We start from the raw sequence: 22,207 nt of genomic DNA, 5'->3' as shown, positions 1-22,207 counted from the left end.
TTCAAAGGAGCAAGACCATGCAAGATTGTGCATTTCGACTCTGGCTGGATGCCAATGCCGAGGCCATTGACCGCGGCCAGTGCGAGCCGCAGCTGGTGCTGGCGCAAATCGCCGAATCGCAGCTGCTGCGGGTCGGTGTCGACCCGGCCCTGGGCGGCACGGGCGGGCAGGTGACCGACGCGGTCGAGGCCATCGCCGCAATCGCCAGCCGCTCGCTGGCAGCGGCGTTCGTCTGCTGGGGCCAGCGCGCCTTCATCGAATACCTGTTGCACAGCCCCAACCAGCCCCTTCGCGAGCACCTGTTGCCGCGCCTGCTGACTGGCGAACTGGCCGGCGCCACCGGGCTGTCCAATGCCATGAAGTTCCTGTCCGGCATCGAAGCGCTGCAGGTGCGCGGGCGCCCGCAAGCCGATGGCTGGCAGTTGGAAGGGCGCCTGCACTGGGTGACCAACCTGCGCAAAAGCGGCTTCGTGGTGGCTGCGGCTATCGAAGACGAAGCCGGTGGTGCACCGTTCGTGCTGGCCATTCCGTCCGACGCGCAGGGCCTGGAGCGCTCCGACGACCTGCAACTGATGGGCCTGCAATCGAGCAACACCGCGGCACTGGCCTTCCACCAGGTGCAATTGCAGCGTGGCTGGTTGCTGCACGAAAATGCCCGTGAGTTCCTACCCCGGGTACGCCCGGCGTTCCTGGCGCTGCAGTGCGGCATGGCCATTGGCCTGGCGCGGCGGGCGTTGGCGGAAGTGCAGGCACACCTGCATGGCCGTGCCTCGTTCCTCGACGAAGCACGCCAGGTGCTCGGCGAGCGCCTGGAAAACACCGTGAGCGAGCTCAAGCAAGGCCTGCTCGATGGCCGCTTCCAGCAGCAGCCGGCAGCCTTGTTCAAGCTGCGCATCACCCTGGCCGAAAGCGCTGCCGACGCCGTGCAACTGGAGTTGCAGGCCAGTGGTGGCAAGGCCTACCTCAGTGAGTACGGTGAAGGCTTTGCCCGCCGCTGGCGTGAGTCGGCCTTCGTGCCGATCGTCACGCCCAGCCTGGTGCAACTGCGCGCCGAACTGCAACGCCAGGCGGGCGCGGCATGAGCCAAGTGTTGCTCGAAGCCCGCGACATCAGCCTGGGCTACCCGCGCGAGGGTGGCTGGCAGGCGGTGCTGGCGCAGTTCGACCTGCAGCTGGCACCCGGCGAAGTGGTGACCATCCTCGGCCCCAGCGGGGTCGGCAAGTCCAGCCTGCTGCGGGTACTGGCCGGCCTGCAGCAGCCCCGCGGTGGCAGCGTGACCCTGCACGGCCAGCCGCTGCAGGGCCCGCACCCACGCCTGGCAGTGGCCTTCCAGGACCCGAGCCTGTTGCCCTGGCTGAGCCTGGAGAAGAACGTCGCCTTCGGCCTGGACTTCGCCCGCCAGCCAAAACTTGCCGCCGCCGAACGGCGCGCCCGCATCGACCATGCGATTGCCGCCGTGGGCCTGGCCCATGCTCGCGGCCAGTACCCGGCGCAGTTGTCCGGCGGCATGGCCCAGCGCACCGCGCTGGCCCGCTGCCTGGCCCGCCAGCCCGAAGTGCTGTTGCTCGACGAGCCTTTCGGCGCGCTGGATGAAGTGACCCGGGCCGACATGCAGCAACTGCTGCTGCAACTGATCGCCACCCACAACACGGCGGCGGTGCTGATCACCCACGATATCGACGAAGCCCTGCTGCTGTCCGACCGGGTCCTGCTACTGGGCAACCACCCAGCGCATACCCTCGGTCAGTGGCGCATCGACCTGCCGCAACCACGGACGCAGCGGGTCGAGGAACTGGGCGCCTTGCGCATCGAAATCCTCAAAACCCTTCGGCGGGCAAGCCGCACAGTCGAACCTACCCCAACCCCGTTGCCCTCGGAGGCTGTCCATGTGCATGGATGACTGCTGTTCCTCTTCTTCGCGTCGCGATTTCCTCAAGCTCGGCGCCATGCTCACCGCTGCCGGTGCGCTGCCGCTGCTGTCGAGCCTGCAGGCGCGTGCCGCCGCCGAGCCGGACGCGCCAGTGCGTATCGGCTACCTGCCGATCACTGACGCCACACCGCTGCTGGTGGCGCACAACAACGGCCTGTTCGAGGCCGAAGGCATCAAGGCCGAGCGCCCGGTGCTGCTGCGCAGCTGGGCGCAGGTGATCGAGGCGTTCATCTCCGGCCAGGTCAACGTCATCCACCTGCTGTCGCCGATGACCGTATGGGCCCGTTACGGCAGCAAGGTGCCGGCCAAGGTGGTGGCCTGGAACCACGTGGGCGGTTCAGGCCTGACCGTGGCCCCGGACATCAGCGACATGAAACAGCTGGGCGGCAAGACCGTGGCCATCCCGTTCTGGTACTCGATCCACAACGTGGTGCTGCAACAGATGCTCAACGACAACGGCCTGACCCCGGTGTCGAAGCCGGCCAATGCGCCACTGGCCGGCAACGAAGTCAACCTGCTGGTATTGCCGCCGTCCGACATGCCGCCGGCGCTGGCCAGCAAACGCATCGCTGGCTATATCGTCGCCGAGCCATTCAACGCCCTGGCCGAGAACCTCAAGGTTGGCCGCGTGCAGCGCTTTACCGGCGATGTGTGGCGCAATCACGCCTGCTGCGTGGTGTTCATGCACGAGCACGACCTGAACAACCGCCCGGAGTGGTCGCAGAAGGTGGTCAACGCCATCGTCAAGGCCCAGCACTGGACCCGTGATCACCGCGCGGAGGCCGCCGCATTGTTGTCCAAGGCCGGCCCCAACAAGTACACCCCGCATGAACCAGCGGTGCTCGGCAAAGTGCTGGCCCCGGCCGCCGAGGACCGTGCCGGTTACATTGCCAGTGGCGCCATTCGCCACCAGCAGTGGGACGAAAAGCGCATCGATTTCCAGCCTTACCCGTTCCCCAGCTACACCGAAGAGCTGGTCAAGCGCCTGAAAACCACCCTGATCGAGGGCGACAGCGCGTTCCTGGCCGGCCTGGACCCGGCACAGACCGCCCGCGACCTGGTCGACGACCGCTTCGTGCGCAACGCCATCGCCAGCGTTGGCGGGCCGTCGGTGTTCGGCATTGCCGATAACTTCGAGCGTAGCGAGGAGTTCGCGGTCTGATGCGCACGCATGTCGTTCATGCCGGCCTGGGGCTGGCCGGGTTGCTGGGTTTGTTGCTGTTGTGGTGGGCCGGTGTCGCGCTGTTCGGCCAGGCCGATGGCCTGTCGGCGCGCTTTTCGCCGGCAGCGACCCTGGCCAGCTTGGTCGATTTGCTGGGGCAGGGCGAGGTGTACGGGCATATCTGGGTCAGCCTCAAGCGTATCCTGGTCGGGCTGCTGCTGGCGCTGCTGATCGGTGTGCCGCTGGGCTTGCTGGTGGGCAGCTACCGGCACCTGGAGGCTGCGACCACACCGGCGTTCCAGTTCCTGCGCATGATTTCGCCGCTGTCGTGGATGCCGGTGGTGGTGATGCTGATGGGCGTGGGGGACCAGCCTATCTACTTCCTGCTGGCGTTTGCCGCGTTGTGGCCGATCTTGCTGAACACGGCGGCCGGGGTAAGGCAGCTGGACCCGCGCTGGTTGCAGTTGAGCCGCAGTTTGAGTGCCACGCGCCGGGAGACCTTGTGCAAGGTGATCGTGCCCGGGGTGATCGGCCATGTGCTGACCGGCGTGCGCCTGGCCATCGGCATCCTGTGGATCGTGCTGGTGCCGTGCGAAATGCTCGGGGTGAGTGCGGGGCTTGGGTACTTCATTCTCGATACCCGCGACCGGCTGGCGTATTCCGAGCTGATGGCGATGGTGCTGCTGATCGGGGTGCTGGGGTTTGTGCTGGATGCCCTGGCGCGTGGGCTGCATCGGCGTTGGGTGCATGGCTGAGGGGCCAGTGGGGCTTCTTCGCGGGCTTGCCCGCTCCCACAGGTATCCCACCGCCCTTTGGCCTTGTGATATCCCTGTGGGAGCGGGCGAGCCCGCGAACAGGCCGTTGGATCAATGCACGGTCTTGCGCTGCCGTACACACTCCTGGGCCTGAGCGGTCAGTTCGTCCAGCCGCTCATCCCGCATCTGTTCCGCTTCGATCATCGCATCCTCACCCTGCTGGTTGAGCAGGTAGGTATGGATCTGCATCACTTCCGCCGTCTGGTAGATCGGCGCAATATCCAGCCGCCCGATCAGCGCGCCGCTAGCCCGCCCGGTACTGCTCATCAGTACCTGCGGCCCGTTGGCGGCCACCACCTGCATGCCCATCGCCTCGAACCACGGTACCTGGCTGGCAAAGGCATTCAGCTCGACGCAGGCATGGCGTGCCTGCAGATCGCCCAGCAGGGCGCGGGCGATGCCCTGGCGACGATGGCTGGCGCGCACGGCCAGGAATGCCAGGGCGCACGCCTGTTCATCGTCCTCGGCCGGCAGCGACAGGGCAAACCCCAGCAATTGGTCCGGTGCCTCGGCATCCAGCGCCAGGGTCAGTGTCACGGCCAGGCCGCGGGTGCCGTCCAGTGCTTGCAGGTACTGGTGCACCTCCATGCCGACGCCGTACTGGTACAGCGGGTACAGCGGGTTGTCGGCACTGATGGCGACACTGCTCAGTTCGCCGACGTGGTGGATCACCAGTTCGCGGATCTGGTTCTGGAAAGATTCAGGCGGCACGCTGTCGAGGCGGCTCAGGATGAACATCGGGGGGCGGGCTCCGGCGGGTAGATGGACGGCCCGCGCCATGCGGGCGCGGGCTGTACAGTCTAACCGGTTTTGCCGATCAGCCTTGTACCTGCAATGCACCGAGCATCAGGTCGAGGTTTTGCACCGCCGCACCGGAGGCACCTTTGCCGAGGTTGTCGAACACTGCGGTCAGCAGCACCTGGCCATGCTCAGGGTTGGCGTAAAGCGCCAGGCGCAGGTCGTTGCTGTCGTTCAACGCCTCGGGGTCGAGGTTCGGCGCTGCGCCGTGCTGGTGCAGGGGCATCAGTTGGACGTGGCGGGCACCCTGGTAGTGCTGCTGCAGGCAGGCCTGCAGCTGTTCGGCACTGACCTGGCCGGGCAGCAGGCGCAACTGCAGCGGGATGCTCAGCACGATGCCTTGGCGGTAGGCAGCGTAGCCGGGCATGAACATCGGCCGCGCCGACAGCCCGGCGTGCTGCTGGATTTCCGGCACGTGCTTGTGCGCCAGTTCCAGGCCGTACAGTTGCAGGGCCGGGGTTTTGCCGGCGGCGGGCTGTTCATGCCGTTCGACTGCGGCGCGACCACCACCGGAATAGCCGGAGATGGCGTGGATGTTCAGCGGGTAATCCGCTGGCAGCAGGCCGGCCTTGACCAGTGGGCGCAACAGGGCGATGGCGCCGGTGGGGTAGCAGCCGGGGTTGCTGACGCGCTTGCTGTGCGCGATGCGCTCGGCTTGCTGCTCGTCGAGCTCCGGCAGGCCATAGACCCAGCCTGGGCTGGTGCGGTGCGCGGAGCTTGCGTCGATCACCCGCACCTGCGGGTTGTGGATCGCCGCCACGGCCTCGCGGGCGGCATCGTCGGGCAGGCACAGCAGGGCGATGTCGGCGCTGTTGATTGCCTCGCGGCGGCGTTGCGGGTCTTTGCGCTCGGCTTCGGGCAGGGTCAGCAGGCGCAGATCGCTTCGGCCTTGCAGGCGGGCATGGATCTGCAGGCCGGTGGTGCCTTGGTCACCGTCGATGAAGACAACAGGGGTGTGCATGGTCAAAGTCCGGTCGGGGAGGGATGGCCTATGCTCGCTTGTGGCTCTGGTAAAGAAAATTTGAATATGATGATCGATATGTTCATCTTTTCTGAATGAGTTTGGCCCATGCGCGAAATCAGCCTCGATCGCCTCCGCACCTTGGTGGTCATCTCCGACCTGGGCTCCTTTGCCGAAGCCGCCCGCCAGCTCAACCTGGCACCGCCCACCATCAGCCTGCACGTGGCCGAGCTGGAGGTGCGCATCGGCGCCCCGTTGCTTACCCGCACCCGCGGCCAGGTGCGGCCCACGGTCATCGGCGAAACCCTGCTGGCCCGTGCCCGCCGCCTGCTGGCCGACGCCGACCTGGCGCTGGATGAAGTGCGCCGACAGGTCGAGGGCCTGACCGGCCGGGTGCGCCTGGGCGCTTCCACCGGTGCCATCGCCCACCTGCTGCCGCAGGCGCTGGAGCACTTGCGTACGGTGCACCCGAGGATCGATGTGCAGGTACAGGTACTGACCTCCCAGGCCTCGTTGGCGCGCTTGCGCGAGGGCACGCTGGATATCGGCCTGGTGGCCTTGCCACAGGTGGCCGGCAAAGGGCTTGCGGTTACGCCCTGGCGGCGCGACCCGATCCTGGCCTACGTGCCGGCCGACTGGCAGCCACCGGCCAAGGTCACGCCGGCCTGGCTGGCGCAGCGGGCTTTGATCCTCAACGACAGCAGCACCCAGCTTTCGCGGGTGACCGGCGAGTGGTTCGCGGCAGCGGGGTTGTACCCCGAGCCGCGAATCGAGCTGAACTACAACGATGCGATCAAGAGCCTGGTCGGGGCCGGGTATGGGGCGACATTGCTGCCGCAGGAGGGGGAGTCGGCCGAGCTGGACCGGCGCATCGCCCGCCGGCCGCTGCGGCCGGGGTTGTGGCGGCAACTGGGCATTGCTTGCCGGGAAGGGCAGGTGGAGCGGGCCACGGGGTAGGTGTTGCAGGCGTTGGAGCGGTTGCGCCAGTAGGGGCTGCTGTGCAGCCCAATCGCCGGCAAGCCAGCTCCCACAGGTACAGCGATAGCCTGAAGGCAGCGCCGTACCTGTGGGAGCTGGCTTGCCGGCGATTGGGCCGCGGGGCGGCCCCTGGGGTCACCCCCGCTCTCGGGCCCGCACCGCGGTCACTGTCTCCCCGCCAACCCCCCAGTTATCGGTCGGCACCTCCTCGATCACCACGAAGGTACTGGCCGGCGGCTTGCCCAGCACCTGCTGCAGCATGCGGGTCGTCTGTTCGATCAACTGGCGCTTGTGCTCAGCGCTCACGCCTTCATCGGTCACGCGAATATGGACATAGGGCATGGTTCTCGCTCCTCTGTTAATGCCAGGTGCCAGCGGTGCTACCGCCATCCACCGGCAGGATCACGCCGCTGACGAAGCGTGAGTCGGCCAGGTACAACACTGCATCCACGACATCCTGTGGCAAGCCGGTGCGGCCACTGGGTGACAGCGCGCCCATGCCTTGTGTGTTGCCGCCATGCAGTGGTGTTTCGATGATCCCCGGCGCCACCGCGTTCACCTGCACGCCGCCGGCTGCCAGTTCCAGTGCCAGGCCTTTCACCGCCTGGTTCAGGCCACCCTTGACCAGTACCGGCAGCAGGGCCGGCACGCGGGTGTCCGGTTGCAAGGCGATGGAGGCGGTGATGGCAATGATCTGCCCATGCCCTTGCCTGGTCATGACCCGCGCCGCTTCCTGGGCCGGGTAGAAGAACCCCTTGAGGTTGGTACCGACCAAGGCGTCGACATCCGCTTCGCTGTACTCGGCAAATGGCTTGGCAATGAAGATGCCGGCGTTGTTGATCAGCAGGTCGACCCCGCCAAAGGCTTGCTCGGCGCTGGCGAACAGGCGCTGAGCCGTGCCCGGTTCGGCGATGTCGCCAGCCACGCCGATGAAGCGCGATGGGTTGCCGAGGCGGGCGGCGGCTTGCTCAAGGCGGGCCTGGCTGCGAGCGTTGCCGACCACGTTGTCGCCGCGTTCGAGGAAGGCCTCGGCCAGGGCGAAACCCAGGCCGCTCGAGGCCCCGGTAATGATGACGGTGCGTGGCGTGTTCATGTGCATGATCTCCAGTGAAGTGAGCCCTGGGCTCGGTGTGAAGCCACTGTAGGTTGCAATCAGCACTTGAAAAATGAGGCGCGGGGCATTTCAATCGATACATCATGTAATCAATCGAGCCGTCATGACCCGCCATTTCGACGATCTGCAACTGGGCAGCCTGGAACTGTTCTGCCTGGCCGCCGACAGCGGCAGTTTCACTGCCGCGGCCACGGAGGCCGGCGTTACGCCGGCGGCGGTCAGCCGCAGCGTGGCGCGCCTGGAAGAGCGCCTGGGCGTGCGCCTGTTCGTCCGCACAACCCGGCAGATGCGCCTGTCCGCAGCCGGCCAGGCCTACTACCAGCAATGCCGGCAGGCACTGGGGCAACTGGTCGAGGCCGAGCGCCAGGTCACGGGCGGGCAGGTCGAGCCGAGCGGCCGCCTGCGTATCAGTGCCCCCACGCCCTATGCTCATCACCGGCTGTTGCCGCTGCTGCCGCGGTTTCGCCAGCGTTACCCAAAGGTGCAGGTGGATGTGCATGTCAGCAACCGCAACGTCGACTTTGCCGAGGAACCGTTCGACCTGGCCATTCGTGGTCGCGAGCCGGCCGATTCGCGGCTGGTGGCGCGTCGCCTGGAAGATGCCGAACTGGTGGTGGTGGCCACGCCGGGCTACCTGGCCCGTGCCGGCACGCCACGAACACCGCACGACTTGCTGCAACATGAGTGCATCCAGTTCGAACTGCCCAGCAGTGGCCGCCGCCCGCCGTGGAGCTTCCTTCAGGATGGCCAGCAGGTGGAGATCGAAACCCAGGGTGGGTTCACCTGCCTGGGCGACTTCCTTGCCACCGCCACGCTGGTGCGCCACGGCGGCGGGCTGATGCAGGCTTACCGCTTTACCGTGCAGGACGCACTGGCCAGTGGCGAACTGGTGGAAGTGCTCGCCGAGTTTGGCGGCACCTCGCGGCCGTTCATGCTGATCTACCCCCAGGCCCGGCACATGCCGCTGCGGGTGCGGGTGTTCATCGATTTCCTGTTTGCCGAGGGGGCATAGCCCCCGGGCTGAGCCGAGGCGCCGGGGCGTATGGCCGACTATGCTGTTTGCTGCGTCGAGCCAATGTCATCTCGACGACCCTTCAGGTTTTCCAGGAGAACGCTCCATGAAATCCACGAAATGCATACCTTTGCTGGTGATTGCCTCGGTCCTCAGTTTTGCCGCACACGCAGACCCTGTGAGCAACTGTGCGGCCAAGATCAAGGAGCTTGAAGACATTCAGAGGACCGATGGCCAGGCACTGCACGGTGGCATGGCGCACGACTACCACGAGCTGTTGAAGCAGGCCAAGGAAGGGCAGGCTGCGGGTGACATGATCAAGTGTCAGGCCTCCGCCGACCGGGCCAAGACCATCTACAACAAGGCGCGCGGGAAGTAGCTGCAGTCCTGCACTGGCCTCTTCGCGGGCTCGCCCGCTCCCACAGGTATTGCACAGGCCTTGAGCCTGTTGGAAATCCTGTGGGAGCGGGCAAGCCCGCGAACAGGCCAGTGCAGGAAAGCCCAGTCAGAACCAGCGATCATTCTTCCTGCGCCCACGGGTCAGCGCCGGCAGGATCAGCCCCGCCAGCAAGCCCGCGCCGGCAATGCTGCCGCCATACACCATGTAGCGCATCATCACCTGCTTGTTCTCGTCCCCCAGGCGGGCCTGGGTATCGCGCAGCTGCGACTGGCTCTGGTCGAGCTGTTCATTCAGCGCCTTGTTGCGCGCCTCCAGTTCGTCGATCAGTTTCTTGCGTGAATCCAGGGTTTCCTGCATGCCCTGCACGCGGCTCTTCCAGCTGTCGTCGATGTTCTTCAACTGCCCGGTCAGGTCCGCGACCTGGGCATCGAGCTGCGGCAGGCGCTCGCTCTGGCCTGGCACCGACTGCAGGTCGTTGCTGAGGATCCACACCAGATCGCCGTTCTGCCCGCGCACCTGGCTGTAGTTGCCCTGGCTGCCGATCAGGGTCAGCTTCTGCCCGGACTTGAGCGTACCGACAATGCGGTGGCCATCGGTGGGGCCGCTGCGCACGTAGGTGCTCAGGCTGTCGCTGACCCAGCGTGCGTCGCTGGCAGGCTCTTCGGCGTGCACCGGTGCGGCAAGGGCCACCAGGGTGGCGATCAGGCCGCCGCGCAGGGCAGTGAGGGCGGAAGCAGTTGGGCGGGAATCGGGCATGTTGGGTCTTCGCTGAAACAGGACAAAAGTAGGCCCGGTGACTGGGCCGATGAACCGGTCGGTGAGTTGACCGTCAGCGAAAGACCGTTTTTTTGTAGGCGGGTTCACTACCTGACGTCGGAAATGTCTGCAGGATGTTGCAGGACCCGACGTGGCGCAGCTGCGTTGCCAATGAAGCAAATGTCGTGGAGTACCCCTTGTCGATCCTGTGAATTCACCCTGCTTGCCGGGGCTAGACTCTGGAGTTCACATTCATTCATGGAGCAAGACCATGACTGCCAGGAACACCATCTGCCTCTGGTACGACAATGATGCCGAGGAGGCAGCCAACTTCTATGCCAGCGTCTTCCCCGACAGCAAGGTAATCGCGCTGCACAAGGCGCCGAGTGATTACCCGTCGGGGAAGGAGGGCGACGTGATCACGGTCGAATTCACCGTCATGGGCATTCCCTGCGTGGGGCTCAATGGAGGCAAGGCCTTCACGCACTGCGAGGCGTTTTCATTCCAGGTCAGCACCGAGGACCAAGCCGAGACCGACCGCTTTTGGGATGCCATTGTCGGCAATGGCGGCGAGGCCAGCGTCTGCGGCTGGTGCAAGGACAAATGGGGGATTTCGTGGCAGATCACCCCGCGCATCCTCATCGAAGCCATCGGGCACCCCGACCGGGCGGCGGCCAAGCGGGCGTTCGAGGCCATGATGCAGATGGGCAAGATCGATGTGGCCAGGATAGAGGCGGCGTTGAAGGGCTGATTACGGCAGTGAAGGCATCTTGATCGGGGGCTGATCGGGGTGGGCGTGCTTGACCATGAGTTTTTGTAATCAATAAGCCCTAGAAAATGTCGATGTATCGGCTCGCAGCCCCGCCCTAGACTCGGGTAGCAATTGGGGGCTCCGCTGCTCATTCAAAGGGACTGATCGAATGAGCAGGCGTATCAACGCACGATGAAGCGTACGCCAACCCCGATGCATCGCTGTTTTCCAGACAACAAGAACCAGGAAATCCGCACGCCATGATGACATCGCCGTTCTCGATCCCCGCCAATGCCCGCCGTATCGACCCGTCGCGCCAGCGCGCCGCTGCGCTCAAGGCCGACGGTTCGGTCGACGACAACGACCGCACCGAAATCGGCCCTACGCCGCTGGCCTTTGCCGAGTGGGCTGCCCTCGGCCTGCAGGCGCCGCACCTGCCAACCATGCGCGAGTACCGCCTGCAGCGTATCCGCGAGCAGCTGGTGGCCCGCGACCTCGGTGGCATCCTGCTGTTCGACCCACTGAACATCCGCTATGCCACCGACACCACCAACATGCAGCTGTGGACCACCCACAATCCCGCGCGAGCCTGTTTCGTCGCCGCCAGCGGCCATGTGGTGCTGTGGGACTTCCATGGCTGCGATCACCTGTCTGCGCATTTGCCGCTGGTAAGCGAACTGCGCAGTGGCGCTTCGTTCTTCTATTTCGAAACCGGTGACCGCACCGAGGAACATGCCCGGCGCTTCTGCGCCCAGGTCGACGAACTGCTGCGCACCCATGCCGGCAACAACCGCCGCCTGGCCGTGGACCGCATCGAAGTCGCCGGCCTGCGCGCCCTCGATGCGCTCGGCGTGCAGGTGCACAATGGCCAGGAAGTGACCGAATTCGCTCGGCTGATCAAAGGCCCCGACGAAATCCTCGCCATGCGCTGCGCCGTGGCTTCCTGCGAAGCCTCGGTGGCCGAAATGCGCCAGGCCATGCGTGCCGGGGCCACCGAGAACGATGTGTGGGCGGCGCTGCACAGCGGCAATATCCGCCGCGGCGGCGAATGGATCGAAACCCGCATCCTCAGCTCTGGCCCGCGTACCAACCCCTGGTTCCAGGAGTCCGGCCCGCGGGTGCTCGGTGACGGTGACCTGTTGTCGTTCGACACCGACCTGATTGGTGTATATGGCTTCTGCGTGGACATGTCGCGCAGCTGGATCTGCGGTGGCCTTGAGCCCACGGCAGAGCAGAAGCGCCTGTATCGCATTGCCCATGAACACATCCACGTCAACGCCGAAATGGTCAAGCCTGGCGTGCGCTTCACCGAACTCACCCGCAACGGCCACCGCTTGCCCGAGAGCTGCCGCGCGCAGCGTTACGGCGTGATGTTCCATGGGGTGGGGCTATGCGATGAGTACCCGAGCATTCGTTACCCGGAAGACCTCGAGTCCTATGGCTACGAAGGCGAACTGCAGCCGGGCATGGCCTTGTGCGTGGAGGCTTATGTGGGCGAAGTGGGCGGGCGTGACGGGATCAAGCTGGAGAACCAGTTGCTGGTGACCGAGGACGGGTATGAGCTGTTGACCCATTACCCGTTCGAGGAAAGCTTCCTGCGCGATTGATTGGGCACCTGAAACCTGCGCCGTACCCGTGTAGGAGCGGCTTTAGCCGCGAACACCGGCAAAGCCGGTGCCATCCACCGCGCCGCCTGCTTCGCGGGTAAACCCGCTCCCACAAGGTACGGCGCAGGCTCCGGCTCACGCGGTCCCTGTGGGAGCGGGCTTGCCCGATCAGTTGCCGGTCACTTCGGCCTCTGCCGACGCCGGCTTGGCCGAAGTCTTCTTCTCCTGCACCACGATGTAGAACTCTTCGCCATGCTTCACCGCGCCATACAGCACGGCCTTTTCGATCAGTTCGTTGCCGCGCAGGTGGCGCAGCATCATCGGGTCCTTGCGCAGGTCGCGGTACAGCGCCAGGCACAGCAGCACCATCACCACCACGAACGGCAGGGCCACGACGATGGTCAGGTTCTGCAGGCCGGTCAGCGCCTCGCCGGGGTCGCGCGGGTCACCGATTGCCAGCATGATCGCCGCAACAGTACCGGTCAGCGCACCCCAGAAGATCACCGTACGTCGCGATGGCGTGGTGGTGCCGTGTTCCGACAGCGTGCCCATCACCAGCGAGGCCGCATCGGCACCGGAGACGAAGAAGATACCCACCAGAACCATCACCAGCACCGATGTCGCCGAGGCCAGCGGGTAGCTGTCCAGCAACTGGTACAGCGCGTGGTTGCTGTTGACCGCACCATTGGCCAGCTGGAAGGCGCCCTCGCGCAGGGCGTCGATACTCGCGCCGCCAAAGATGGTGAACCACACCAGGCTGACCAGGCTCGGTACCAGCAGCACCCCGGTAACGAACTGGCGGATGGTGCGGCCGCGGCTGATGCGGGCGATGAACATGCCCACGAACGGCGTCCAGGAAATCCACCAGGCCCAGTAGAACACGGTCCAGCCGGCCAGCCAGCTGTTCATCTGCTCACCGCCGCTGGCGTTGGTGCGGGCCATCATTTCCGGCAGCATCTTGACGTAGATGCCGATCGAGGTTGGCAGCAGGTTGAGCATCAGCAGGGTCGGGCCGACCATGAACACGAACAGCGCCAGCACCAGCGCCAGCACCATGTTGGTGTTGGACAGCCACTGGATGCCCTTGCCGATGCCCGACACCGCCGAGGTGACGAAGGCGATGGTCAGCAGGGTGATGATCGAGATGTAGAACAGCTTGCCGGGGCTTTCGATCCAGCCGTTGTACTCCAGGCCGCCGGCGATCTGCAGCGCGCCCAGGCCCAGCGAGGCCGCCGAGCCGAACAGCGTGGCGAAGATCGCCATCATGTCGATCAGGCGGCCGAGCGGGCCGTTGGCATGCTTGCCGATCAACGGCCGGAAGGCGGCGGAAATCAGCTGCGAGCGGCCGCGACGGAAGGTGCCATAGGCAATCACCAGGCCGACGATGGCATACATGGCCCAGGGGTGCAGGGTCCAGTGGAACAGCGTGGTGGCCATGGCCACCTGCATCGCTTCGCTGGATTGCCCGGCGGCCGTCCCAGGCGGTGGCGACACATAGTGCGACAGCGGTTCGGCAACGCCGAAGAACATCAGGCCGATGCCCATGCCGGCGCTGAACATCATCGCCACCCACGACACCGTACGGAATTCTGGCTGTTCGCCATCACGGCCCAGCGGGACCCGGCCGTAACGGCTGGCCGCCAGCCACAGCACGAACACCACGAACAGCGTGGAGGTGAGCACGAAGAACCAGCCGAAGTTGAGAATGACCCAGGATTGCGCGCTGGAGGCGCTGCTGGCGAGGCTGGCCTGGTTGAGGAAGCCCCAGAGGACGAAAGCGATTGCCAGGAGGCTGGTGAAACCAAAGACGATCCAGTCGAGCTTGCCCTCGAAACGCCGGTCCTGGCGCGCTTCCGCGGTTTTCGAGGGGTCCGTCACGCCAAGGTCGAGCGTTTCGGTGATGTGTTCCTTTGCCATGAATGATGAGGCCCCTTTCTGGCTTACCTGCAGGTGCAGGCTTGTTGTTGTGTGGGCTACCGAGTTCGATGACTGCCTCGGCCGGGAGATTGCTGGCGGGATTATCCTGTGCACGAAACGGCGGCTCCTGTCCCGATAACGCCCCGGGGCGTCCATTACGCGACCTGCCAAATACTTTTAGTTCTGGGGGCGATGGCCCTTTCTGCTTCGCGTTCTGGTACCCTGATGGGCATTCCCCGGGCCTGCACATCCGAGCACCGTAGAAGCGCTGCTGCTTGTGGGCCTGGCCGTACCAGGAAACGGAGATTCGTCCAAATGGCCACTGACCGTGTGAGCCTGATTCATTTCGATAAATTGAGCATGAGCCCTGCCGCTGCCGATCGGTTCCAGAAAGCCCTCGACGCGCTGGAAGCGCTCAAGCTGCAGGACCGTTACGTGTATCTCATCGCTCCTTATCTGGGTGATATCGCTGACGCCTCCGACCCCGAGCAACTGGCCACCGCCCTGGAACAGGGCTTGCGCGTGGTCGACGAGCTGCTGGCCGCCAGGTCGGTCAGCAAGGTCAAGGCCGAGGAAGTGCGCCAGGTGTTCCACGGCGCCGCCGAGCGTGCGCGGGCAGAAATGCCCGGCTGAGTGGCGGCATGGCCAAAGACATCGACAACCCTTGCGTCTCGCTGTGCCAGCTCAATAGCGAGCTGTGCGTGAGCTGCGGCCGCACCCGTGACGAAATCCGCAAATGGCGGGGCATGAAACGCCCCGAGAAGATGGCCACCGTGCAGCGGGCGGCAACGCGGATGAAGGCTATCGCCAAGAAGGCGGCCAAGCGGCAGAATGCCGACTGAACCTGCGCACCCTGTGCGCGGCCTTTCCTGATTGTCTGACGAGCCTGAAAATGGATTCTCACTCGCTGTTTGCCTTTACCCTGGTCGCTGCCATCGCGATCGCCAGCCCCGGCCCTGCCACCCTGATGGCCATCAACAACAGCCTGGCCCATGGCCAGCGCAGCGCGATCTGGTCGTCGCTGGGCAATGGTTCGGGCCTGTTCTGCCTTTCTGCTGCGGCCATGCTGGGCTTGGGCGCGCTGCTGGCCAGTTCCGAAATGCTGTTCAACGCCGTGAAGATCCTGGGGGCGGGCTACCTGTTCTACCTGGGGGCGCGGCAATTGCTGAAAAAGAGCCCGATGCTGGCGCAGGGCGCCGCAGAGGGTGTGGCCAAGGTCCGGCCCACGCCGCTGAAGCTCTACAAGTCGGCCTTCCTCACGGCAGTGACCAACCCCAAGGCGACCATGTTCTTCACCGCACTGTTCCCGCAGTTCATCGACCAGGGGGCGGCGCTGCTGCCGCAGTTCCTGATCCTGACCGGGATATTCGTGGCGTTGTCGCTGGTTTCGCTGAGCCTGTATGCCGCGCTGGCGGCGCGGGCCAAGGGCGTGCTGACCCGGCCGTTGCTGTCGCGCTGGGTCAGCCGGGTGGTGGGCACCACCTTCATCGGTTTTGGCGCGGCGATCCTGGCGATGCGCCGGCAGGGGGCCTGAAGTACGAGGGCCGCTCCTTCTGGCCGATAAAAGGCCAACCTGATGGCCATACATGGTCCAGACTGTCTACAGCACGCACAGATGGGTGCTGCAGTCGACCACAGGATGTGGCAGCCTTTGGCCACCGCTCCGGGTCTGCGGATGTCACATGTGCCGAGGGTTGTCGATGATCGAGCGCTGCTTTCGCCACGCCTTGTTGCTGTTGCCGTGCCTGCTGCTGCCGCTGGCGGCGGTAGCGCATGAGGAATGCCGGCGGCTGACTGCCACCGGCAACCCGGAATACCCCCCCTACCTGTGGCGCGACCCGCAGAACCCCGAGCAACTGATCGGTGCCAATGCCGACCTGCTCAAGTACCTGGGCAAGCAGTTGGGGCTGGAAATCGAGGTGGTCTACGGCGGGCCGTGGTCGCGCGCCCAGGAAGAAGTGCGCACGGGCCGGATCGACCTGATGGCTGGGTATTTCCTGACCGAGGCCCGCCGGCAACAGATGGACTTCATTGCCCCGGCATTCCTGCATACCCCCAGCGTTGTCTGGGTGCGCCAGGACAATACCTTTGCGTACAAGCAATGGGCCGACCTGAAGGGGCGCAAAGGCGGCACGCTGGTCAACAACAGCCACGGCCAGCAGTTCGACGACTACGCCAGGACCAACCTCACCCTCGAAGCGGTACCCGGTGCCAGGCAGGCATTCGAGAAGTTGATGCACAAGCGCAGCGATTATGTGGTGTACGAGCAGTATCCCGGCTTGGCGCTGGCGCGCACATTGGGGATTGCCGACACTTTGCAGGTGCTGGAGCCACCGATATCCAGCGAAGGGCTGTACCTGGCGCTGTCGCATGACTCGCCCTGCAACCAGCCGCAGCTGCGTGAGGCGCTGGCGAGGGAGATGGAAAAGATCGTTGCCGGGGCGTTGCCGGAGCAACTGCTGCAGCAAAACCTGGAGCGTTGGCAATAAATAGCAGCCTGGTATGCGGTCCTACAAGGACCGGGCCAGTTGCTCGGCTTCCTTGGCCCGGGTCACGCTGACTGCGCCGGGCAGGGTGACATCGTTCTTCGCCGCGAGGATCTCGGCCATGACGCTGACGGCAATCTCGGCCGGGGTCTTGCTACCGATATAAATGCCGATAGGGCCGTGCAGGCGCTGCAACGACGCTTCGCTTTCGCCAAAGTGTTCGATCAGCCGCTCGCGGCGCAGCTGGCTGTTGCGCCGTGAGCCGATGGCACCAATATAGAACGCCGGGCTGTGCAGGGCTTCGAGCAGGGCCAGGTCGTCCAGCTTGGGGTCGTGGCTGACGGCGACGATGGCGCTGCGCAGGTCTGGGGCGAAGGCGCGGACCACGTCGTCCGGCATGCCGGCCAGGTGGTTGACGCCGGCAACGTTCCAGCCTGCCGTGTACTCGGGGCGCGGGTCGCACAGTGAAACGCTGAAGCCATTGAACAGGGCCATGGTCGCCAGGTATTCGGCCAGCGCGCCGGCACCGATCAGCAGCAGGCGGTAGCCGGGGCCGAGGGTGCTGAGCATGTGCTGGCCATCGAAGCTGAACAGTTCGGGCGTGGTGGTGGCGGTGAGGCTGGCCTCGCCGCTGCGCAGGTCAAGCCCACGGCGTACCAGGTTGCCGCCGTCGAGGCCGTCGAGCAGTTGCTCGAGGTGTGGCAGCGACGGGGCGAATTCCAGCACCAGTTCGAGGGTACCGCCACAGGGCAGGCCACAGCGGTGGGCCTCGTCGGCGCTGACACCATAGCGCACCACCTGGGGCAGGCCGCCGGGCATGCCGGGGCCGCCGTAGGCACTGGTGTAGCGGTGAATGAGGTCGTCCTCGATGCAGCCGCCAGAGACACTGCCAACCACACGGCCGTCGCTGCGCAGGGCCATCATCGAGCCCACCGGGCGGGGGGAGGAGCCCCAGGTGCGGGCGACCGTGGCGAGCAGGGTGCGGTGGCCGGCGGCGAGCCAGTCTCGGGTGGTGCGCAGGACCAGCAGGTCGATGCTTTCCATGGGTACTCCATTAAACCTGATGTTGGCTGTGCCGGCCTCTTCGCGGGCTTGCCCGCTCCCACAGGGACCCCACAGTCCTGAAGGACGCCGCCATACCTGTGGGAGCGGGCAAGCCCGCGAAGAGGCCGGTGCAGGCACTACCCATTTCAGCGCATGTGCAAAATGATCGGGCTACTGCTGGCCGGGTCGGTATGCCCACGCAACTTGCCCACCGCCTGCGCATTCACCGCGCCGCCATTGTTCCCCCAGGCACTGCGCACGAAACCCAGCACATCAGCAATTTCCTGGTCACTCAACTGCTCACGGAAGGCCGGCATGCGATAGGCATCGGGCAACCCGGCCGTCACCACCCGCTGCGAACCATTGAGGGTGATATTGATCGCCGAGGCGTCTTCTTTGGCCAGTGCCGAAGTAGCGCCGGCCAAAGGCGGCATCCATTCGGCCTGGCCCTTGCCGTCCAGGCCGTGGCACGACGCACAGCGGGTTACATAGGTATGCGCCCCAGGGCTGTCGAGCCGCGCCGCCATGGTTTCGGCCTGGTACTGCCACGGCTCACCGTCGCGTTGCGGGTCGCCGGGCAGCGACTTCAGGTAGCGGGCGATGGCGGCCAGGTCGTCGTCACTCATGAACTGCGTGGAGTTGTTGAATGCCTCGGTCATCGAGCCAAATACCACCGCGTGCCGGTTGCGCCCGGTCTTGAGGAACTGCGCGATCTCGGCCTCGCTCCAGCGCCCCAGCCCGGTGTTGGGGTCGGCACGCAGGCTCGGTGCATACCAGCCATCGAGCAGGGCGCCAGCGAGGAACGGCTTGCCGCTGTCATCCAGGGCCTTTTCGTTGAAGGCCAGGCCGCGCGGCGTATGGCAGCTGCCACAGTGGCCGGGGCCCTGGACGATGTAGGCGCCGCGGTTCCACTGGGCATCCTGCCCGGCCTGGTCGGCGTATGGCGTGGTGGCGGCGAACAGGCCGTTCCACATGGCAATGGGCCAGCGCCAGTTCAGCGGCCAGGGAATGTCGCTGGCAAGGTTCGATTGCTGCACGGGTTGCACGCCGTGCATGAAGAAGGCGTACAGCGCCTTTACATCGTCATCGCTGAGCTTGGCGTAGGACGGGTAGGGCATGGCCGGGTACAGCCGCCGGCCACCGGGTGCGACGCCCTGGCGCACGGCACGGTCGAAGTCGGCCAGGCTGTAGTGGCCGATGCCGGTGTCGCGGTCGGGGGTGATGTTGGTGGCGTGGATCGCCCCCAGCGGGGTGGCCATTTCCAGCCCGCCGGCGAACGGTTTGCCGTCCGGCAGGCTGTGGCAGGCCACGCAGTCGCTGAGGCGGGCCACGTACTCGCCACGGCTGACCAGCGCTGGGTCGGCAGTGGTGGCCTGCGCATCGGCGAATGGCGAGGCGGGCTCGCGGGTGACGTACCAGGCCAGCAGGCCTGCCGCGACCAGGCACGGCAGCGCCAGCCAGCCAGCGGTTCTTGCGAAACGGTGGGTCATGGGGCGTCCTTGTGTGCTCAGCTGAAGGTATGGCGGCTCAATGGCAGGCTGCGCACGCGCTGGCCGGTCAACTGTGCGACTGCGTTGGCCACCGCCGGTGCCACTGCGGGCAACGGTGGCTCGCCGATGCCGCCCATCTTCGCCCCGCTTTCGACAATGCGCACATGCACCCTGGCCATGCGCGACGGCGGCAGGATCGGGTACAGGTCGTAGTTGCGCGCGCGCGGCTTGCCATCCACGTACACCGCTTCTTCCAGCAGCGTCTGCGACAGGCCCAGGGCGACGGCGCCGTTGACCTGGTGCTCGATGATCGCCGGGTTGACGATGCTGCCCGGGTCGATGGCCTGCCAGATGTCGTGCACCTTGACCTGGCCATTCTCGATCGACACCTCGGCAATGACCGCTGCCTCCGAGCCGAACGGCGAGGCCATGGCCACGCCACGCGCTCGCTTGCTGCCATCCTCGGCGGTGAACGGCCCCCGTTTCCAGCCGCCGGACAGTTCGGCGACGGCCTGCAACAGGTTGGTCAGGCGCTGGTTGTCGCGCAGCAGGTGCAGGCGCAGTTCGAACGGGTCCTTGCCGCCTTTGTCGGCCAGTTCGTCGAGGAACGACTCATAGAAGAAGTCGTTCAGCGAGTTGCCCACCGAGCGCCAGTAGCCGAGCATGGCCGGGCCTTTCACGTAGATCTGCGCGATGCGCTTGTTGGCGATGGCGTAGGACTTGCCCGACAGCCCTTCGAGCGCGGTCGGGTCGAGCTTTTCGCCTTGCTTGCCAGCGATGGCTTCGGTCGGGCCTTCGGTGGCGCTCACGGCTTCGAGGGCCACCGGCAGGCCGTCGGCATCCAGCCCGGCGCGGAACTTCACCACGGCGACCGGGCGCAGCACATCGCGGAGGAATTCCTCTTCGCGGCTCCAGATGAGTTTCACCGGCCGGCCGACCGCCTTGGCCAAGGCAATGGCCTGTGGGTAGGGGTTGGCCGAGTCGTACAGGAAGTGGCGGCCAAAGAAACCGCCCAGCAACGGCGAATGCAGGGTGATCTGCGCCGGGGCCAGGCCGGTGCGCTTGGCAATGTCGTCACGGAACATGTCCGGTGCCTGGTTGGGCAGCCACACCTCCAGGGTGCCGTCCGGGTTGAAGCGCGCCAGTGCCGACGGCGGTTCCAGCTGGGCGTGGTTGAGGTACTGGTTGTGGTAGGTTGCTTCGACCCGGGTCTTGGCACTGGCCAGCATGCCGGCCACATCGCCCTGGTTTTCGTCGTCGCGCGCCGGGCCCGTGACCGTGGCCAGGTGCTCGCGCCAGCCATCGCTGGAGAAGTCGGCCGGCATTGGCCGTACCGGGCTGTCGGCCGCGGGCTCCTTCCAGTCCACCTGGATGGCTTCGACCGCGCGCTTGGCGTGCCACCAGCGTTCGGCAACCACGGCCACGGCACCCGGCAGCTGATGCACCGAATGCACGCCCTTCATGGCCTTGACCTGGTCTTCATTGCGCAGGCTGCCGACGGTCATGCCCAGGCGCGGCGCGTGCTGCACGGCAGCGTGGAGCATGCCGTCGACCTTGATATCGATGCTGTACACAGCCTTGCCGGTGGACTTGTCGTAGGCATCCAGGCGACGTACCGGCTTGCCGATCCAGCGAAACTGGCTGGGGTCGCGCAGCTTGACGCTGGCCGGGTCCGGCACCGGCAGGTCCATGGCCCGCCCGGCCAGTTCATCGTAGGGGATGGAGCGGCCAGTCGTGGTATGTACCACGTGGCCCGGCGTGGTGGAGAGTTCTTCGACCGGCACGCCCAGCTGTTCGGCGCCCGCCTGCAGCAGCATGGCCCGGGCGAGGGCGCCCAGGCGGCGCATGGTCGGGTAGCTCATGCGCACCGACATGCTGCCGCCAGTGATGCGCATGCCATTTTCCATCACTACATAAGCTTCGCCGGGCGGCGCGCTGTCGACCACGAAATTGGCCGGGTCGACGTCCAGCTCTTCACCAACGATCTGCGCCATGGCGGTGAAGGGGCCTTGGCCACCTTCCATGAACGGGCTGAGCAGGCGCACTCTGCCGTCCGGGCGGATCTCCAGAAACGCCGGCACCTGGGTGCCGCGCTCCGGGGTTGCTGCGGCGGCTGCCTGCACGCGGGCCGACCCCATGGGCAGGCCGAAGCCCAGCACCAGGGCACCGACAGCCGTGCCGGCAAGAAAGCGCCGACGCGACAGGTTGACCGTTTCGCCCAGTTGCAGCTTGAGCAGTTCGGCGGGGGTATCGACTGGTGTGTTCATCAGGCCTTCTCCCCTTGGGCCAGCTCATGCACGGCGGCATGGATGGCGTTGTAGGTGCCGCAGCGGCACAGGTTGACCATGGCTGCCTCGATCTGCGCGTCACTGGGCTTGGGCGTGTGCTTGAGCAGCGCCGTGGCCGCCATTACCTGGCCGGACTGGCAGTAGCCGCACTGGGCCACCTGGTGCTCGACCCAGGCCGCGACCACCCGTTTGCCGACGGCATCGGCCTCGATCGCCTCGATGGTGGTCACCTCGCGCCCGACCACGCCGGCCACCGGGGTGACGCAGGCGCGCACCACGTTGCCGTCCACCAGCACCGAACAGGCGCCGCACTGGGCCAGGCCGCAGCCATACTTGGTGCCGGTCAGCCCCAGGTCATCGCGGATCACCCACAGCAGGGGCGTGTCGGCGTCTGCCTCGACCTGGTAGGTCTTCTGGTTGATGCGTAGTTCCATGGTTCACCTGCCCGTCAACGGTTGCTGTCGCTTGGTTTCTTCTGATCGGGGAATACGGTGCTCCCCAGTGCAGAAACGCTAGCACAGCGGGGTGACCGCTGGTCTGCTGGCGGGGGCAGCTTCAGAGGATCAGGCAAGCAATTCGGTGAAATGCGCAAGTCTGTGTCGGCCCTATCGCCGGCAAGCCGGCTCCCACCTCGCCCGTATCGACCGCAAGTCATGTGCAGTTCCTGTGGGAGCTGGCTTGCCGGCGATAGGGCCGGT

Annotated in this window: 23 protein-coding genes; 13 read left to right on the top strand and 10 right to left on the bottom strand. The window is 65.7% G+C overall.

Features of this window, described 5'->3' with window-relative positions; genetic code table 11:
• Positions 1–17 precede the first annotated feature (17 nt).
• From CAG34_RS17880 to CAG34_RS17865, 4 genes are read left to right on the top strand one after another with little or no spacing between them, the layout of a single operon-like run.
• Positions 18–1,082 (top strand): acyl-CoA dehydrogenase family protein, encoded by a 1,065-nt coding sequence (locus tag CAG34_RS17880; protein ID WP_085591595.1) that lies wholly within the window; start codon positions 18–20, stop codon positions 1,080–1,082.
• Positions 1,079–1,900, top strand: coding sequence for an ABC transporter ATP-binding protein (locus CAG34_RS17875; protein WP_025338798.1), 822 nt, complete (start codon positions 1,079–1,081; stop codon positions 1,898–1,900). Before CAG34_RS17880 ends, CAG34_RS17875 begins: the two co-directional genes overlap by 4 nt.
• Positions 1,887–3,092, top strand: coding sequence for an ABC transporter substrate-binding protein (locus CAG34_RS17870; RefSeq protein ID WP_085591593.1), 1,206 nt, complete (start codon positions 1,887–1,889; stop codon positions 3,090–3,092). Before CAG34_RS17875 ends, CAG34_RS17870 begins: the two co-directional genes overlap by 14 nt.
• Complete coding sequence (locus tag CAG34_RS17865) at positions 3,092–3,847, top strand: ABC transporter permease (protein WP_085591591.1); 756 nt, start codon at positions 3,092–3,094, stop codon at positions 3,845–3,847. Before CAG34_RS17870 ends, CAG34_RS17865 begins: the two co-directional genes overlap by 1 nt.
• A 111-nt stretch (positions 3,848–3,958) precedes the next feature.
• Here the strand turns inward: CAG34_RS17865 and CAG34_RS17860 are convergent, their stop codons facing one another.
• Entirely contained in the window at positions 3,959–4,645 is a 687-nt protein-coding gene (locus CAG34_RS17860; RefSeq protein WP_025338801.1) for a GNAT family N-acetyltransferase, read from the bottom strand.
• A 79-nt stretch (positions 4,646–4,724) separates the two neighbouring features.
• Positions 4,725–5,666 carry an N-acetyl-gamma-glutamyl-phosphate reductase gene (argC, locus tag CAG34_RS17855; RefSeq protein ID WP_085591589.1) on the bottom strand — a complete coding sequence of 314 codons (942 nt, stop codon included), beginning with the start codon at positions 5,664–5,666 and terminating at the stop codon, positions 4,725–4,727.
• A gap of 108 nt (positions 5,667–5,774) precedes the next feature.
• Here argC and CAG34_RS17850 point away from each other — a divergent pair, with 108 nt between their 5' ends.
• Positions 5,775–6,623, top strand: a complete 849-nt coding sequence (locus CAG34_RS17850; RefSeq protein ID WP_085591587.1) for a LysR family transcriptional regulator — start codon at positions 5,775–5,777, stop codon at positions 6,621–6,623.
• Between the two features lie 156 nt (positions 6,624–6,779).
• Here CAG34_RS17850 and CAG34_RS17845 read toward each other — a convergent pair whose 3' ends face one another.
• Together CAG34_RS17845 and CAG34_RS17840 are read right to left on the bottom strand one after the other, a co-directional pair.
• A complete protein-coding gene (locus CAG34_RS17845) occupies positions 6,780–6,986 on the bottom strand; it encodes a 4-oxalocrotonate tautomerase family protein (protein WP_061551649.1) in 207 nt (68 codons plus the stop codon).
• 16 nt (positions 6,987–7,002) lie between these two features.
• Positions 7,003–7,737: an SDR family NAD(P)-dependent oxidoreductase gene (locus tag CAG34_RS17840; RefSeq protein WP_085591585.1), complete on the bottom strand. Its 735-nt coding sequence runs from the start codon at positions 7,735–7,737 to the stop codon at positions 7,003–7,005.
• A 124-nt stretch (positions 7,738–7,861) separates the two neighbouring features.
• On the opposite strand from CAG34_RS17840, the gene CAG34_RS17835 reads away from it, so the two are divergent.
• Both CAG34_RS17835 and CAG34_RS17830 read left to right on the top strand, forming a co-directional pair.
• A complete protein-coding gene (locus tag CAG34_RS17835) occupies positions 7,862–8,770 on the top strand; it encodes a LysR family transcriptional regulator (RefSeq protein ID WP_003259239.1) in 909 nt (302 codons plus the stop codon).
• A 106-nt stretch (positions 8,771–8,876) separates the two neighbouring features.
• The gene (locus CAG34_RS17830; RefSeq protein ID WP_085591583.1) at positions 8,877–9,149 is read left to right on the top strand and encodes a hypothetical protein; all 273 of its coding nucleotides are present in this window, start codon (positions 8,877–8,879) and stop codon (positions 9,147–9,149) included.
• Between the two features lie 126 nt (positions 9,150–9,275).
• Here the strand turns inward: CAG34_RS17830 and CAG34_RS17825 are convergent, their stop codons facing one another.
• Positions 9,276–9,926, bottom strand: coding sequence for a TIGR04211 family SH3 domain-containing protein (locus CAG34_RS17825; RefSeq protein ID WP_025338806.1), 651 nt, complete (start codon positions 9,924–9,926; stop codon positions 9,276–9,278).
• A gap of 271 nt (positions 9,927–10,197) precedes the next feature.
• On the opposite strand from CAG34_RS17825, the gene CAG34_RS17820 reads away from it, so the two are divergent.
• Together CAG34_RS17820 and dddP are read left to right on the top strand one after the other, a co-directional pair.
• Positions 10,198–10,677: a VOC family protein gene (locus tag CAG34_RS17820; protein ID WP_085591580.1), complete on the top strand. Its 480-nt coding sequence runs from the start codon at positions 10,198–10,200 to the stop codon at positions 10,675–10,677.
• 260 nt (positions 10,678–10,937) lie between these two features.
• The gene (dddP, locus tag CAG34_RS17815; RefSeq protein ID WP_085591578.1) at positions 10,938–12,284 is read left to right on the top strand and encodes a dimethylsulfonioproprionate lyase DddP; all 1,347 of its coding nucleotides are present in this window, start codon (positions 10,938–10,940) and stop codon (positions 12,282–12,284) included.
• A gap of 168 nt (positions 12,285–12,452) precedes the next feature.
• Here the strand turns inward: dddP and CAG34_RS17805 are convergent, their stop codons facing one another.
• Positions 12,453–14,201, bottom strand: coding sequence for a BCCT family transporter (locus CAG34_RS17805; RefSeq protein WP_075044977.1), 1,749 nt, complete (start codon positions 14,199–14,201; stop codon positions 12,453–12,455).
• A gap of 315 nt (positions 14,202–14,516) precedes the next feature.
• On the opposite strand from CAG34_RS17805, the gene CAG34_RS17800 reads away from it, so the two are divergent.
• The 4 genes from CAG34_RS17800 to CAG34_RS17785 all read left to right on the top strand — a co-directional run bounded on the left by CAG34_RS17800 (position 14,517) and on the right by CAG34_RS17785 (position 16,690).
• Positions 14,517–14,834, top strand: coding sequence for a hypothetical protein (locus CAG34_RS17800; RefSeq protein WP_025338810.1), 318 nt, complete (start codon positions 14,517–14,519; stop codon positions 14,832–14,834).
• Positions 14,835–14,842: 8 nt separating this feature from the next.
• On the top strand, positions 14,843–15,043 hold the full coding sequence (locus CAG34_RS17795) for a DUF1289 domain-containing protein (protein WP_012271937.1): 201 nt from the start codon (positions 14,843–14,845) through the stop codon (positions 15,041–15,043).
• A 50-nt stretch (positions 15,044–15,093) separates the two neighbouring features.
• Positions 15,094–15,735 carry a LysE family translocator gene (locus tag CAG34_RS17790; protein WP_085591575.1) on the top strand — a complete coding sequence of 214 codons (642 nt, stop codon included), beginning with the start codon at positions 15,094–15,096 and terminating at the stop codon, positions 15,733–15,735.
• Positions 15,736–15,901: 166 nt separating this feature from the next.
• Entirely contained in the window at positions 15,902–16,690 is a 789-nt protein-coding gene (locus CAG34_RS17785) for an ABC transporter substrate-binding protein (protein ID WP_085591573.1), read from the top strand.
• A 21-nt stretch (positions 16,691–16,711) separates the two neighbouring features.
• On the opposite strand, the gene CAG34_RS17780 is transcribed toward CAG34_RS17785, so the two are convergent.
• The 4 genes from CAG34_RS17780 to CAG34_RS17765 all read right to left on the bottom strand — a co-directional run bounded on the left by CAG34_RS17780 (position 16,712) and on the right by CAG34_RS17765 (position 21,943).
• Positions 16,712–17,731 (bottom strand): XdhC family protein, encoded by a 1,020-nt coding sequence (locus CAG34_RS17780; RefSeq protein WP_085591571.1) that lies wholly within the window; start codon positions 17,729–17,731, stop codon positions 16,712–16,714.
• Between the two features lie 146 nt (positions 17,732–17,877).
• Complete coding sequence (locus tag CAG34_RS17775; RefSeq protein WP_085591569.1) at positions 17,878–19,221, bottom strand: cytochrome c; 1,344 nt, start codon at positions 19,219–19,221, stop codon at positions 17,878–17,880.
• Between the two features lie 17 nt (positions 19,222–19,238).
• A complete protein-coding gene (locus CAG34_RS17770) occupies positions 19,239–21,488 on the bottom strand; it encodes a molybdopterin cofactor-binding domain-containing protein (RefSeq protein ID WP_085591567.1) in 2,250 nt (749 codons plus the stop codon).
• Positions 21,488–21,943, bottom strand: coding sequence for a (2Fe-2S)-binding protein (locus tag CAG34_RS17765; protein WP_003259224.1), 456 nt, complete (start codon positions 21,941–21,943; stop codon positions 21,488–21,490). The genes CAG34_RS17770 and CAG34_RS17765 overlap by 1 nt, the downstream gene beginning before the upstream one ends.
• Between the last annotated feature and the right edge of the window lie 264 nt (positions 21,944–22,207).

It is taken from the genome of Pseudomonas sp. B14(2017) (assembly GCF_002113255.1).
GTDB classification, from domain to species: Bacteria; Pseudomonadota; Gammaproteobacteria; order Pseudomonadales; family Pseudomonadaceae; genus Aquipseudomonas; species Aquipseudomonas putida_Z.
The sequence above is the reverse complement of the archived record's forward strand: the minus strand, read 5'-3'. Positions and strand labels throughout refer to the sequence as shown.